Annotated in this window: 16 protein-coding genes; all 16 read left to right on the forward strand. The window is 67.7% G+C overall.

From position 1 onward, the window contains the following. The first annotated feature begins 17 nt into the window (after positions 1-17). The 16 genes from fliF (at position 18) to flhA (ending at position 14122) form a co-directional block, all read left to right on the forward strand. Positions 18-1709 carry a flagellar basal-body MS-ring/collar protein FliF gene (fliF, locus tag RA164_RS03910; RefSeq protein WP_329742669.1) on the forward strand — a complete coding sequence of 564 codons (1692 nt, stop codon included), beginning with the start codon at positions 18-20 and terminating at the stop codon, positions 1707-1709. A gap of 10 nt (positions 1710-1719) precedes the next feature. Then, positions 1720-2712, forward strand: a complete 993-nt coding sequence (gene fliG / locus RA164_RS03915) for a flagellar motor switch protein FliG (protein WP_329743473.1) — start codon at positions 1720-1722, stop codon at positions 2710-2712. Beyond that, positions 2709-3371, forward strand: coding sequence for a FliH/SctL family protein (locus tag RA164_RS03920; protein ID WP_329742670.1), 663 nt, complete (start codon positions 2709-2711; stop codon positions 3369-3371). Before fliG ends, RA164_RS03920 begins: the two co-directional genes overlap by 4 nt. Then, positions 3368-4738 (forward strand): flagellar protein export ATPase FliI, encoded by a 1371-nt coding sequence (fliI, locus tag RA164_RS03925; protein ID WP_329742671.1) that lies wholly within the window; start codon positions 3368-3370, stop codon positions 4736-4738. The genes RA164_RS03920 and fliI overlap by 4 nt, the downstream gene beginning before the upstream one ends. Next, positions 4735-5169 (forward strand): flagellar export protein FliJ, encoded by a 435-nt coding sequence (gene fliJ, locus RA164_RS03930; RefSeq protein ID WP_329742672.1) that lies wholly within the window; start codon positions 4735-4737, stop codon positions 5167-5169. Before fliI ends, fliJ begins: the two co-directional genes overlap by 4 nt. A 14-nt stretch (positions 5170-5183) precedes the next feature. Then, positions 5184-6503, forward strand: coding sequence for a flagellar hook-length control protein FliK (locus tag RA164_RS03935; protein ID WP_329742673.1), 1320 nt, complete (start codon positions 5184-5186; stop codon positions 6501-6503). 68 nt (positions 6504-6571) lie between these two features. Next, a complete protein-coding gene (locus tag RA164_RS03940) occupies positions 6572-6700 on the forward strand; it encodes a hypothetical protein (protein ID WP_329742674.1) in 129 nt (42 codons plus the stop codon). A 113-nt stretch (positions 6701-6813) separates the two neighbouring features. Then, positions 6814-7314, forward strand: coding sequence for a flagellar basal body-associated FliL family protein (locus tag RA164_RS03945; RefSeq protein ID WP_329742675.1), 501 nt, complete (start codon positions 6814-6816; stop codon positions 7312-7314). Then, positions 7314-8330 carry a flagellar motor switch protein FliM gene (gene fliM / locus RA164_RS03950; protein WP_329742676.1) on the forward strand — a complete coding sequence of 339 codons (1017 nt, stop codon included), beginning with the start codon at positions 7314-7316 and terminating at the stop codon, positions 8328-8330. The genes RA164_RS03945 and fliM overlap by 1 nt, the downstream gene beginning before the upstream one ends. 68 nt (positions 8331-8398) lie before the next feature. Beyond that, positions 8399-8680, forward strand: a complete 282-nt coding sequence (fliN, locus tag RA164_RS03955; protein WP_329743474.1) for a flagellar motor switch protein FliN — start codon at positions 8399-8401, stop codon at positions 8678-8680. Continuing rightward, positions 8680-9084, forward strand: coding sequence for a flagellar biosynthetic protein FliO (gene fliO, locus RA164_RS03960; RefSeq protein WP_329742677.1), 405 nt, complete (start codon positions 8680-8682; stop codon positions 9082-9084). Before fliN ends, fliO begins: the two co-directional genes overlap by 1 nt. Further along, a complete protein-coding gene (gene fliP / locus RA164_RS03965; protein WP_329742678.1) occupies positions 9081-9842 on the forward strand; it encodes a flagellar type III secretion system pore protein FliP in 762 nt (253 codons plus the stop codon). The genes fliO and fliP overlap by 4 nt, the downstream gene beginning before the upstream one ends. After that, entirely contained in the window at positions 9839-10108 is a 270-nt protein-coding gene (gene fliQ / locus RA164_RS03970; RefSeq protein ID WP_329742679.1) for a flagellar biosynthesis protein FliQ, read from the forward strand. Before fliP ends, fliQ begins: the two co-directional genes overlap by 4 nt. Then, complete coding sequence (fliR, locus tag RA164_RS03975; protein WP_329742680.1) at positions 10105-10875, forward strand: flagellar biosynthetic protein FliR; 771 nt, start codon at positions 10105-10107, stop codon at positions 10873-10875. Before fliQ ends, fliR begins: the two co-directional genes overlap by 4 nt. A gap of 4 nt (positions 10876-10879) precedes the next feature. Next, on the forward strand, positions 10880-12019 hold the full coding sequence (gene flhB / locus RA164_RS03980) for a flagellar biosynthesis protein FlhB (protein ID WP_329742681.1): 1140 nt from the start codon (positions 10880-10882) through the stop codon (positions 12017-12019). An 81-nt stretch (positions 12020-12100) separates the two neighbouring features. Beyond that, positions 12101-14122, forward strand: coding sequence for a flagellar biosynthesis protein FlhA (gene flhA, locus RA164_RS03985; RefSeq protein WP_329743475.1), 2022 nt, complete (start codon positions 12101-12103; stop codon positions 14120-14122). The last annotated feature ends 36 nt before the right edge of the window (positions 14123-14158 follow it).

Raw genomic sequence — 14158 nt, forward strand, 5'->3', positions numbered from 1 at the left:
GCGAATGAGCACCTCCCATGGCAGATAACGCCATCGCGCCGAGTCCCGAAGGCTCGCGCCTGGATTCCCTGAAGCAGGTCATGAGCCATGCCGCGGCGCGGCAGCTGCTGCTGCTTGTCGGCGTGGCTGCGGCGGTGGCGTTCGGCGTGGCTGTGGTGCTGTGGTCGCGTGGTCCGAACTACACCCTGCTGTATGCGGGGCTGGAACAGAAGGACGCCGCCGCGATCACCCAGGCGCTGCAGGCGGCGGGTACTCCCTACAAGCTGGGGCCCGACGGTGCCTCGATCATGGTGCCGGCCTCGAAGCTGGCGGCGACACGCTTGAAGCTGGCCGCGCAGGGCCTGCCGCAGGGCGTGGCCAGCACGGGTGTCGAGCAGCAGGCCAGTTCCGGTTCGCCGTTCGGCATGAGCGATCTGGCCGAGCGCACGCATTACCAGCAGATGCTGGAAATGGATCTGGGCAACACCATCGCCAGCCTGCAGTCGGTGCGTTCGGCACGCGTGCATCTGGCCATGCCGCAGCCTTCCGCGTTCCTGCGCGACAACCATCCGGCCAGTGCCTCGGTGCTGGTGACGCTGTATCCGGGGCGCCAGCTGGACAGCAGCCAGGTCGCGGCGATCGTGCACCTGGTCTCGTCCAGCGTGCCGGGGCTCGACCCGGGCAATGTCTCGGTGGTGGACCAGCAGGGCCAACTGCTCACGACCAGCGACCCCGGCAGCGTGGGCGCGCTGGGCGACGTGCGCCTGCGCCTGGCGACGCGCATGGAAAATTCGTACGCGCAGCGGATCGAGGATCTGCTGACGCCGCTGGTCGGGCCGGGCCGGGTGCATGCGCAGGTGTCGGTCGACCTGAACTTCAGCCAGTCGGAAAAGGCCAGCGAGACCTACGACCCGAACCATCCGGCCCTGCGCAGCGAGCAGACCAGCAGCGACCAGCGCAGCGCGGGCGGCAGCAGCGGTGTGCCCGGTGCGCTGAGCAACCAGCCGCCGAACGTGGTGGCACAGCCCACCGCGGCCAACCCCGGCAAGGGCGCGGCGGTAGCCACGGCATCGAGCAGCAAGACCAGCGCCACGGCGGCTCCGGTCGACATCTCCAAGAGCGCCACGCGCAACTACGAGCTGGACCGCACCATCAGCCACGTCAGCAACCCGGCCGGCGGCATTACGCGCCTGACGGTGGCGGTGCTGGTCGACAACAAGCTGGTCGCCGGCCCGAAGGGCACGACCAAGAGTGTGCCGTTCACGGCGCAGGAACTGCAGCGCCTCACCGAATTGACCAAGAACGCCGTGGGTTTCGATGCCGCGCGTGGCGACAGCGTCACCGTGATCAACCAGTCGTTCAGTCAGGTGCCGGGGCAGCAGTCCCTGCCGACGCAGTCGTTCTGGCAGCGTCCCGGCATGCTTGACCTGATCAAGCAGGGCGTAGGCCTGCTGGTGGCGCTGATCGTGGCGTTCGGCCTGCTGCGTCCGTTGCTGCGTGGCGTGTTCAAGGGGCCGGCAACCGCCCAGCCCGCCGAGCTGCCCGCACCGGTGCCGACGGTGTCGGTGCGTGTCGACGATGACGCAGACGAAGAGCAGGGCGTGCGCCTGGCCGGACCTTCGCACGAAGCCTACGAACAGCGCATCCAGCTGGCGCGGCGCATGGTCAACGACGATCCGCGTCAGGTGGCCCAGGTGGTGAAGAATTGGGTGGGCGAAGATGGCAGTTGAGCAGGCACACATCACGGGCGCCCAGCGTGCGGCGATCCTGTTGTTGACCCTCGGCGAGAAAGACGCGGCCGAGGTGCTCAAGCACCTGAGCGCGCGCGACGTGCAGGCGGTCGGCTCGGCCATGGCCAGCCTCGGCAGCGTGTCGCGCGAGCATGTGGAGAACGCACTGTCCCGCTTGAACGAGGACATGGGGCGGCAGACCGCCTTCGGCGTCGGCACCGAGGACTACATCCGCAAGATCCTGGTTAACGCGCTCGGCGAGAGCAAGGCGGGTGGCCTGATCGACCGCATTCTGCTGGGTCGTTCCAGCAAGGGGCTGGAATCGCTGAAGTGGATGGAAAGCCGTTCCATCGCCGAGATGATCAGCCAGGAACATCCGCAGATCATCGCGCTGGTGCTGGCGCACCTCGAGCCCGACCAGGCCGCCGAGGTGATCGGTTACCTGACGCCGCGCGTCCGCTCGGACGCGATCATGCGCATCGCCACGCTCGATGGCGTGCAGCCGCATGCGCTGAACGAGCTGGACGAGATCATGGAGCGCCAGTTCTCGGGCAACTCGAACAAGCTGAAGTCCGCCAACGTCGGTGGGCTGAAGGCCGCGGCCAACATTCTCAACGCGATGGAAACGAGCCGCGAGGCCGAGCTGATGGAATCCATCCGCGTCCAGGACTCGACCCTGGGCGGCCGGATCGAGGAACTGATGTTCGTCTTCGACGACCTTGCCGAACTGGATGATCGCAGCATGCAGACCCTGCTGCGCGAGGTGCCGTCGGCGCGTCTGGTCACGGCGCTCAAGGGGGCCGAACCGGGCGTGCGCGAAAAGATGTTCGCCAACATGTCCAAGCGTGCCGCGGACATGCTGCGTGATGACCTGGAAGTGAAGGGGCCGGTACGCCTGAGCGAGGTTGATGCGGCACAGAAAGAAGTGCTCACGATCGCGCGCAAGCTGGCCGATGCCGGTGAAATCAACCTCAGCGGCGGGGGCGACGAGCTGGTCGGATGAGCATGACGCTGAGTCGCGAAACATGGCTGGACGTGGCCCGCTGGGAACCACCGGCGATGGACGCGCCGGACACGCCGGCCGAGCCGGAGCCGTTGGAAGACCTGCCTCAGGAAGTGGATCTGGCTGCGCTGGAACAGGCTGCCCGCGAGCAGGGGCGCATCGCCGGCCTGGAAGAAGGTCGCGCCGCCGCGCGTGCCGAACTGCAGCAGTCGCTGGACCGGTTCGAAGCGCTGATCGATGCCGCGGCACGCCCGCTGCAGGCGCTGGACGACGTCACCGGTCGTGAACTGGGTCGCCTGGCGATGGTGGTGGCGCAGCGGGTGATCGCAACCGAACTTCGAACCGATCCGGCGCTGGTCGTGCGGGCGGTGCAGCAAGCGGCCGATCTGCTGCCCTCGTCCAAGCGGGTGCTGCGGGTTGTCCTGCACCCTGACGATCTGGCGCTGGTGAAATCGCTGGACGCGGCAGAAGCGCACTGGGAACTGCGCCCGGACCCCGGCCTGACGCGAGGCGGCTGCCGGCTGGAGAGCGAAAGCTCGCGGCTCGATGCGCAACTGGAAACGCGGCTCGCCGCGGTGGTCGATGCGGTACTCGGCGAGGACGATGCGTCCGACGCCGAGCACACGGCGGAACACACACACAGCGGTGATGTCGCATGACCGACGTCGCCGCCCGCACCGTCGAAAGGCAGCAGCGCTGGCGCCAGCAGCTGGCCCAGCAGGCACAGCGTGCCGAATCCGCCACCCTGCTGATGGTGGAGGGGCGCCTGCGCCGGGTGATCGGTCTGACCCTGGAAGCGGAAGGTTGCGAGGCGCCGCTGGGCGCACGCTGCCTGGTGGCTGCCGCCGACGGCAGTGAACTGGATACTGAAGTGGTCGGTTTTGCCGACGAACGCCTGCTGCTGATGCCGGTGGGCGACATGCACGGCGTGCTGCCCAATGCACGGGTGCGTCCCTGCGCGCGCAGCGGCGGCCTGCCGGTCGGCATGGCCCTGCTGGGCCGCGTGGTCGGCGCGGATGGCCTGCCGCTGGACGGACAGGGCCCGCTCGAGGTGGACGAACACGCAGCGCTGAAGCGCGAGCCGATCAACCCGATGGCGCGCAAGCCGATCGACACCGCGCTGGATACCGGCGTGCGTGCGATCAACGGCATGCTGACGGTGGGCCGTGGCCAGCGTCTGGGCCTGTTCGCGGGCTCCGGCGTCGGCAAATCGACCCTGCTCGGCATGATGACCCGCTACACCGACGCCGACGTGGTGGTGGTCGGCCTGATCGGCGAGCGCGGCCGCGAAGTGAAGGAATTCGTCGAACACACGCTCGGTGCCGAAGGACGCAAGCGCGCAGTGATCGTCGCGGCGCCGGCCGACGCGCCGCCGCTGCGTCGGTTGCGTGGCGCCCAGTACGCCACCGCCATCGCCGAGTGGTTCCGCGACCGTGGCCAGCGCGTGCTGCTGCTGATGGATTCGCTGACCCGCTATGCGCAGGCGCAGCGCGAGATCGCGCTGGCGATCGGCGAGCCGCCGGCCACCAAGGGTTACCCGCCGTCGGTGTTCGCCATGTTGCCGGCACTGGTCGAACGTGCCGGCAACGACGCGGAAGGACGTGGCTCGATCACCGCCTTCTACACGGTACTCACCGAAGGCGACGATTACCGTCACGACCCGATTGCCGACGCGGCACGCGCCATTCTCGATGGCCACATCGTGCTGTCGCGCGACCTGGCCGAAGCCGGCCACTACCCGGCCATCGACATCGAAGCCTCGATCAGCCGCGTGATGCCGGCGGTGGCCGGGCGCGAGCACATGCGCGACGCGCAACGCTTCCGCCATGTCTATGCGTCCTATCAGCAGCAGCGCGACCTGATCGCCGTCGGCGCCTACCAGAAGGGTGCGGACCCGCAGATCGACCAGGCGATTGCGATGTGGCCGAAGGTGCGCGCCTACCTGCAGCAGGAAGTCGACGAACCGGTGAACCTGGCCGAGGCGGTCGAGGGGCTGCAGGGCATCGCCGCCGAGGTGGCCGCATGAAGTCGCGTTCGGAGCGCCTGATGCCGGCGGTCGATCATGCCCGCCAGAAAACCGAGACTGCACTGCAGAAGCTCGGCGAGCAGAAGAACCAGCTTGCGCAGGCCGAGCACCAGCTGGCCGAGCTGCAGCGCTATCGGCAGGAATACGCGATGGGTCAGCAATCCGGTGGCATGTCGGTACATGCCTTGCTGAACCGCCAGCAGTTCATCGAACGCATCGATCAGGCGATTACCCAGCAGACCCGTGAAGTGGCCCGCCGGCAGCGGTTGCTGGAACAGGCAGGCTCCAGCTGGCGCGAGGCCAATGCGCGCGAACGCGTGCTGGACGGCGTGGTCGAGCGTGCCGTCGAAGTGGAACGCCGCAGCGAAGAGCGGCGCGAACAGAACGATGTGGACGAACGCATGCAGCATCGCCGCGAGCGCGCCATCTGATCCGAGGTTATCCCATGAGCATTCCCATGCCCGTTTCGACCACCACCTCCACCGCCCCGTCACGCGGCCTTGCCGCTGCGGCGGGTCTGGACAGTACCAGTAGCGCCGATGACGGCCTGACGTTCGGTCGCCAACTGGACAACGCGCGCAGCCAGAGCCAGTCGCAGGACAATGCGTCCACGGCGTCCGATGGCGCATCGTCTTCGGCCTCAGCCTTGTCGTCCTCGAACGCGTCTTCCACGGGCTCTTCGTCGGCCGGATCGTCGTCGTCCGACGCGTCCTCGCAGACCTCCGACAACAGCAGCCAAAGCGGCGACAGCCAGGCCGCCACGGCATCGGCCGCGGACGGCACGACGGCGAAGACCACGGCCAAGACCACCGGCAAGGGCGACGGCAAGTCGTCCGGCAAGGACAAGAACAAGCAGGGCAACGACAGCTCGACGCTGGCGGCCAATTTGTTGACGCTGCTCGGTGCCTCCGCACAGACGGCGTCGACGTCGACGTCGACGAAGGGAACCAGCAGCACGAGCGCGGCTGCCGAAACGGCCAGTGGCGCGGCAGCCGGCATGCTGGCAACGGCGCTGACTGGTGCCGTATCCGCTGGTGCCAGCGTATCGACGGCCGCGATCGGCGCCGGTACCAAGGCACTGGCGCAGGCCGACGGCGGTAGCCAGGGCAGCGACACCACGGCCAGCGCCGACACGAGCGCCGCCGACACGGGCAGCAATCTTCTTTCCGCGGCGCTGGATGCCGCGGTGAAATCCATGGTGGCCGCATCGGCCAAGGGCACGACCTCGGTCGACGCAGCCAGTGCCGCCAAGACGCATGCGCAGAGCCTCGATCCGTCGTCGCTCGGCAACCTCGGGGCCGGTCTGCAGGGTCTGCAGCAGGGCGGAACGGCGGCGGTGCAGACGCTGACCGTGTCGGCGCCCGTCGGCAGTGCGTCGTTCTCGCAGGAGCTGGGCCAACAGGTGGTATGGCTCAGCGGTCAGGACGTGAAGCAGGCAACGATCCGCCTGCATCCGAAGGATCTCGGCGCGCTCGACGTGAAGGTCAGTCTGGCGCACGACAACCGGGTCAACGTGAGTTTTGCCGCACAACACCCGGCTGCCGTGACGGCGGTGCAGCAGACGCTGAGCCAGCTCGACACGATGCTGGCGGGGCAGGGGTTATCGCTGGGTCAGGCGCAGGTGGGCCAGCAGGGCAGCGGCCAGCAGGGCGGCAGTGCATCCTCGCGCAGTGATGGCCCCGGCGAAGTCGATGCAGTCGCCGACGTGGCGTCGACGACGTCGGTGCGGACCACGGCGCTGGGCCTGCTCGACATGTTCGCCTGAGCTGGCGGCGGCCGTCCGGTCGCCGTTCCGGTTCCATTCCTCCGATCCACCCACCATCGATCCGGCCGGTGCGCGACACCGTCCGGATCGTCGGCGTGTCCGGCATCGGCGACGGCAAGACGTCGTCGCATCGGCGCGACGACGCGGCGACACGCGTCAAGAAAGCGCCGCCGCGTGCTCTGTCTTTGATCAAGTAACTGTGAAATAAGGGTTTTCTGGTGTGGCATACCGTTTGCATCAACGGTAGCGAACGCCGTGTTCCAGCCTCCGGCACACGGCCCGACTCCCACACCCTGGTCCTGAGGTTTCGATGTCGAACAAAGAGCAAAACACGGAAGCAGCCGCACCGGCCCGAGGAGGCAAGAAGGGGCTGGTCATCGGCCTGGTGGTCGCCCTGGTGGCGGTACTGGGCGTCGGCGGCTACGCGATGCTGCGGATGCGGCACGGGGCGGCCGGCGGCGCCACTGCCCAGGCTGCGGCACCCAAGCCCCAGCCGGCAATGTATCTGCCGCTGGATCCGCCGTTCGTGGTGAATTTCCAGACCAAGCAGTCGCCGAGCTACCTGCAGGTGGGCGTGACCCTGATGGCGCACGACGCGGCGGCGATCAAGGCGGCGAAGGATGCCGATCCGGTGGTCCGCAACGCGCTGGTCATGCTGTTCAGCGCGCAGTCCGCGACTGATCTGGCCACCACCGCAGGCAAGCAGAAGCTGCGTGCCGAGGCACTGAAGGCGGTGCAGAAGGTGGTGCAGGAACGGCTCGGCCGTCCCGGCATCGACGCGCTGTATTTCACCAGCTTCGTGATGCAGTAATGAGCGACCTGCTTTCACAGGAAGAGATCGACGCCCTGCTCAACGGCGTCGATGGCGGCGCGGTGGAAACCGGCGGCGACGAACCGCCGCCGCGCGAAGCCGTGCTGTCCTATGACTTCACCCAGCAGGACCGCATCGTGCGCGGCCGCCTGCCGACGCTGGAGATGGTCAACGACCGTTTCGCGCGGTACTTCCGCACCGGCGTGTTCAGCGTGCTGCGCAAGACCTGCGAGGTCTCGGTGCTGGGCGTGAAGATGGTCAAGTTCAACGAATACGTGCATGGCCTGGCTGTGCCGACCAATCTCAACCTCGTGAAAGTGAAGCCGCTGCGGGGCACCGCGCTGGTGGTGATGGAGCCGCGCCTGGTCTTCACCGTCATCGATAATTTCTTCGGTGGCGACGGCCGCTTCCATGCACGCATCGAGGGGCGCGACTTCACGCCGACCGAGAACCGCGTGATCCAGATCGTGCTGGCCGAGGTGTTCAACGCCATGATCGAGGCGTGGGCGCCGGTGCTGCCGTTGCAGTTCGAATTCATCAACGCGGAGATCAATCCGCAGTTCGCGAACATCGTCAGCCCCACCGAGACGGTGGTGGTCTCGCGCTTCCACGTCGAACTGGATGGCGGCGGCGGCGAAGTGCACCTGACCATGCCGTACTCGATGATCGAGCCGATCCGCACGCTGCTCGATGCGGGCGTGCAGAGCGACCGCGTCGAGCGCGACGACCGCTGGCTGGAATGCCTGCACGATGAGGTGCTCGACGCCGAGGTCGAACTGAGCACCCTGCTGGTGGAGTCGATCCTCAGCATCGGCGACTTCCTCAACCTGCGGCCGGGCGACGTGATCCCCATTCCCAAGCCCGGCCTGTGCACGGTGTTTGCCGAAGACGTACCCATTTTCCGCGGCCATTACGGCCTTTCCAGCGGCCATAGCGCCGTCCGTTTCCATGCCCACGCCGGTCGCCGCGAGGCGCAGGCGAACAATGAATTTTCGATCGGGAATCCATCCGCATGACCCAGACCTACGAAACCGAAAACGACGATGCCGCCGTGGGCGTGGCTGCCCGTCCGGAAATCGGCGGCATGACCCATGGCGAAGCGTCGGACGTGAACCTGGACATGATCCTGGACGTGCCGGTAACGCTGGCGATGGAAGTCGGCCGCACCCGCATCAGCATCCGCAACCTGCTGCAGCTCAACCAGGGCTCGGTGGTGGAGCTGGATCGCGCGGCCGGCGAGCCGCTGGACGTCTACGTCAACGGCACCCTGGTCGCCCACGGCGAAGTGGTGGTGATCAACGAGAAGTTCGGCATCCGCCTGACCGACGTGATCAGCCCCGCCGAGCGCGTGCGCAAGCTCCGCTGATGACCACGCTGGCCTTCATGAGCGTCGCGCCGGTCGCGGCCTCGCCGCTGGCGGCGGGTGCCACGCCCAGCCTCGGCGGCGAGCTGCTGCAGGTGGTGCTGAGCCTGGCGGGGGTGGTCCTGCTGATCGTCGCCGCCGGCTGGCTGAGCCGTCGCGTGCAGGCGCGCACCCGTCCCGGTGGACGCCGCCTGCGCTGCGTGGAATCGATCGCATTGGGCGCACGCGAGCGCGTGCTGCTGCTGGATGCCGACGGCAAACGCCTGCTGCTGGGTGTGGGCGCGGGCGGTGTGCGCACGCTGCACGTCTACGACGGCGAGGCGCAACCCGTGGCAGAGGCACCGACCCCGTCCGCGCCCGCCTCGCCGTTCGCCGAACTGCTGGCTGGCTGGAGGACGCGCCGATGAAGACGATGCGCTGGTTCCTCCTGCTTCTGCTGCTGGGCCTGCCGCTGCTGGCCTGGGGCAATCCGGTCAGCCCCGGCGTGCCGGGCATCCCCGTGCTGAGCGTGCACAACGCCGGTGCCGGCGTGCAGAACTGGACCCTGTCGCTGCAGGTGCTGGCGCTGATGACCGCGCTGACCCTGCTGCCGGCATTGCTGCTGATGATGACCTCGTTCACGCGCATCATCATCGTGCTCGGCTTCCTGCGCCAGGCGCTGGGCACGCAGAGCACGCCACCCAATCAGGTGCTGCTGGGCCTGTCGCTGTTCCTCACCCTGTTCGTGATGTCGCCGGTGTTCAACCGCGCCTATCAGGACGGCGTGAAGCCGTACATGGACGGCCAGGTCACCGCGATGCAGGCGGTGCCGGCCGCGGCGGCGCCGTTCAAGCGCTTCATGCTCGACCAGACGCGTGACGCCGACCTGCAGCTGTTCACCCGGCTGGCCGGCCTGAAGCCGTATGCCAGCCGCGCCGACGTGCCGTTCCGGGTGGCGATGCCGGCCTTCGTCACCTCGGAACTGAAGACCGCGTTCCAGATGGGCTTCCTGCTGTTCATCCCGTTCCTGATCATCGACCTGGTGGTGGCCAGCGTGCTGATGTCGATGGGCATGATGATGGTCTCGCCAGTCACCATCTCGCTGCCGTTCAAGCTGATGCTGTTCGTGCTGGTGAATGGCTGGACGCTGCTGCTCGGCACGCTGGCCGGGAGTTTCTACACATGACGCCCGAGTCGGTCATCGCGTTCGGCCAGCATGCGCTCTACGTGGCGATGCTGGTGGCCGCACCGCTGCTGCTCACCGCACTGGCGGTGGGCCTGCTGATCGGCGTTATCCAGGCGGCCACGCAGATCAACGAGATGACGCTGAGCTTCATCCCCAAGCTGATCGCGATGGCCGTGGTAGGGGTGATCGCCGGTCCCTGGATGCTGCGTACGCTGGTGCAGTTCACCCACGACCTGATCATCAGCCTGCCCGGGGTCGTGCGATGAATGCGATCGATCTGTCGCAGCTGCCGATGTGGGCCGGCCGGGTGATGTGGGTGATGGCCCGCGTGGCGGGCTTGTGCCTGACCGCGCCGGTGTTCGGCGCCACCACGGTGCCGGCGCAGGTGCGCATCGCGGTAATCGTGCTGCTGACCCTGGTGCTGGTGCCGCTGGCGCCGGCCAGCGTCGATCCGCTGAGCGTGGCGGGCGCGATCACCCTGGTGCAGCAGCTGCTGCTGGGCGCGGTGATCGGTTTCGTCCTGTGGCTCAGCTTCCAGGCGGTGTCCTACGGTGGGCAGGCGGTGGCGCAGAGCATGGGGCTGGGCTTCGCCGAATCAGTCGATCCGTCCGGTGGCGGCAGCTCGCCGACGCTGGGCCAGTTCTACCTGCTGCTGGTCACGCTGCTGTTTCTGGCGATGAACGGGCACCTGCGCCTGATCGCCCTGCTGGCCGACAGCTTCCGTCGGCTGCCGCCGGGCACATCGGTCATCTCCCCGGCCGGGCTGCATGCGGTAACGATGTTCGGCGGCGAGCTGTTCCTGGGCGCGGTGCGCGTTGCGCTGCCGGCGCTGACCGCGCTGCTGGTGGTCAACATGGGGTTTGCCGCGATCAGCCGCGCCGCGCCGTCGATGAACCTGTTCGCGGTGGGCTTTCCGATCATCCTTAGCCTGGGTTTCATCGCGGTGTGGCTGTCGCTGCGCAGCCTGCCGGGTGCGTTCGCGGCGATCGAGGACCGTACCTGGACCTTGATGCACCAGCTGGCGGGGGGCTGATCCGTTGGCCGAGAAAGACGACCAGGAACGCACTGAACAGCCATCCGAAAAGCGCCTTCGCGAGGCGCGCGAGAAGGGTGACGTTCCGCGTTCGCGCGATCTTTCCGGCGCGCTGGTGACGATCGCCGGGATGGCGGCGATGATGTCCGGCAGCTCGCAGGCCTGGACGCATGCGCAGCGCATCTACCAGCTCGGCCTGAGCTATGACCGGGCCGAGCTGATGTCGGGCCAGCTGCCGCTGCACGTGCTCAGTGCGGCCGGCTGGGAAGCGCTGCTGCTGTTCGCGCCGGTGGCGCTGGCCACGGTGCTGGCGGCGCTCGGAGCGCCCCTGCTGCTGGGCGGCTGGAGCTTCAGCAGCGAGGCGCTGATGCCGAAGTTCGATCACCTGGACCCGATCGCGGGACTGGGCCGCATGGTCTCGATGCGCGGGCTGGTGGAGCTGGGCAAGTCGCTGCTCAAGCTGGCCTTCATCGGTGCCGCGCTGCTGCTGCTGCTGCGCCACAGCGCTGGCGCCATGCTGAATACCGGCAATGGCCATGTTGCCGACGACATCGCCGCATCGATGTCGCTGCTGGGCCGTTCGGCCCTGCTGTTCGGCGTGATGCTGGGCCTGATCGGTGGCATCGACGCGGTCTACCAGCGGTTCGACTACAACCGCCGCCAGCGCATGACCAAGCAGGAACTGCGCGACGAATCGAAGGAAACCGACGGCAATCCCGAGCTGAAGGGCCGCATCCGCCAGATGCAGCACCAGATGTCGCGCAAGCGCATGATGCAGGACCTGCCCAAGGCCGACGTGGTGGTGACCAACCCCACCCACTTCGCCGTGGCGCTGCGCTACGACGACGGCCGCATGCGCGCGCCGCGGGTAATCGCCAAGGGCATGGACGTGCTGGCCCAGCAGATCCGGCTGGTGGCCTCCAGTCACCGTATTCCGATGGTGGAAGCGCCGCCGCTGGCGCGTGCGCTGTACGCCACCACCCAGCTTGGCCAGGAAGTGCCCGCCGCACTGTACGTGGCAGTGGCACAGGTGCTGGCCTACGTCTACCAGCTGAAGCAGGCGACCGAACACGGCGCGACGCCGCCCGAACCTCCCTCGCCGCAGGTCGATCCGGACCTGCTCGGCCCCTACCGCGAATCCTGAGGCTAAGCCATCGTGGCCACTGCAAGCGCACTCCAAACCCTCAAGCAGCTGAGCCGCCGCGGCGCCGCGGCACCGGCCGTGATGCTGGCGGTACTGGCGATGGTGATGGTGCCGTTGCCGCCGTTCGTGCTGGACATGCTGTTCAGCTTCAACATCGCGTTGTCGCTGGTGATCCTGCTGGCGGTGATCTACGTGATGCGGCCGCTGGAATTCGCCGCGTTCCCCACCGTGGTGCTCGGTGCCACCCTGCTGCGGCTGGCGCTGAATATCGCCTCCACCCGCGTGGTGCTGCTGCACGGCCACGACGGCCCCGGCGCCGCGGGCAAGGTGATCCAAGCCTTCGGCGAGTTCGTGATCGGCGGTAACTTCGCGGTGGGCCTGGTGGTGTTCTCCATCCTCACCATCATCAACTTCGTGGTGGTCACCAAGGGTGCCACCCGCGTGTCGGAAGTGACCGCCCGCTTCACCCTGGACGCGATGCCCGGCAAGCAGATGGCGATCGACGCCGACCTCAATGCCGGCCTGCTGACCCAGGAACAGGCGCGCGAACGCCGCCAGGAAGTGCGCGAGGAAGCCGACTTCTACGGCGCGATGGACGGTGCCTCCAAGTTCGTGCGCGGCGACGCCACGGCGGGCATCCTGATCCTGCTGATCAACATCGTCGGCGGCTTCTTCGTCGGCGTGATGCAGCACGGCCTGTCGGCCAGCGAGGCGGCCAAGACCTACACCCTGCTGACCATCGGCGACGGTCTGGTGGCGCAGGTACCGGCCTTGATGCTGTCGATCGCCACCGCGGTGATCGTGACCCGCGTTTCCAAGGCGCAGGACATGGGCAAGCAGGTGATCGGGCAGGTGTTCGCCCAGCCGCGCGCACTGGCGGTGGCCGGTACCGTGCTGGGCGTGATGGGCCTGATTCCCGGCATGCCGAACATCGCCTTCCTGCTGCTCGGCGGCACCTGCGGCGGCGGTGCCTGGCTGCTGCACCGCCGCCAGATCGATCTGCGCGAAAAGCAGGCCAAGGCCGAGGCCCAGCCGCCGGCGGCAGCACCGCCGGCCGAGCGCACCGAACTGAGCTGGGAAGATGTCGTCAGCGTCGATCCGGTCGGCCTGGAAGTGGGCTACCGGCTGATCCCGCTGGTCGACAAGAACCAGGGCGGCGAGCTGATGGGGCGGATCAAGTCGGTGCGCCGCAAGCTGTCGCAGGATCTGGGCTTTCTGGTGCCGCCGGTGCACATCCGCGACAACCTGGACCTGGGCCCGAACACCTACCGCATCATCCTGATGGGCGTGCCGATGGGCGAGGCCGAGGTGCACAACGACCGCCTGCTGGCGATCAACCCCGGTCACGTGCACGGCACCCTGCAGGGCATCGTCACGCAGGACCCGGCGTTCGGGCTGGAAGCGGTGTGGATCGAGAGCGGCCAGCGCGACCTGGCACAGAGCTACGGCTATACCGTGGTCGATCCGGCCACCGTGATCGCTACCCATCTCTCGCACATCCTGCAGCAGCACGCGCACGAGCTGCTTGGTCACCAGGACGTGCAGCAGTTGCTCGACCGGCTGGCGCAGACCGCGCCGAAACTGGTCGAGGACCTGGTGCCCAAGCGGCTGTCGCTGGGCGTCGTGGTGAAGGTGCTGCAGAACCTGCTCGCCGAGCGGGTGCCGATCCGCAACATGCGCACCATCGTCGAGTCCTTGGCGGAACATGCCGGGCAGAGTCAGGAACCCGGCGCGCTCACCGCGGCGGTGCGCGTGGCGCTGGGCCGCCAGATCGTGCAGGAAATCGCCGGTCTGGCCACCGAAATCCCCGTCATTACCTTGGCGCCGGAGCTGGAACAGATCTTGCTCGGTTCCATCTCGGGAGGCGGTGTGGCTGGCGCGGCGGTAGAGCCGGGGCTGGCCGATCGGCTCCAGCAGAACGTGGCGGAAGCCGCGCGGAGGCAGGAGATGAGCGGTGAGCCGGCTGTGTTGATGGTACCGCCGCAACTGCGTTCGTGGCTGGCCCGGTTCACGCGGCACACGGCACAGAACCTGCACGTGCTGGCCTACAACGAAGTGCCGGACAACCGGCGGGTCAGGCTGGTGCAGGCGCTGGGACGATAAACATGAAGAGGCGAGAGATGCGTAGCGAGATGACAG

Origin of the sequence: Dyella sp. A6 (assembly GCF_036320485.1) — a bacterium.
Classification (GTDB): domain Bacteria; phylum Pseudomonadota; class Gammaproteobacteria; order Xanthomonadales; family Rhodanobacteraceae; genus Rhodanobacter_A; species Rhodanobacter_A aluminiiresistens.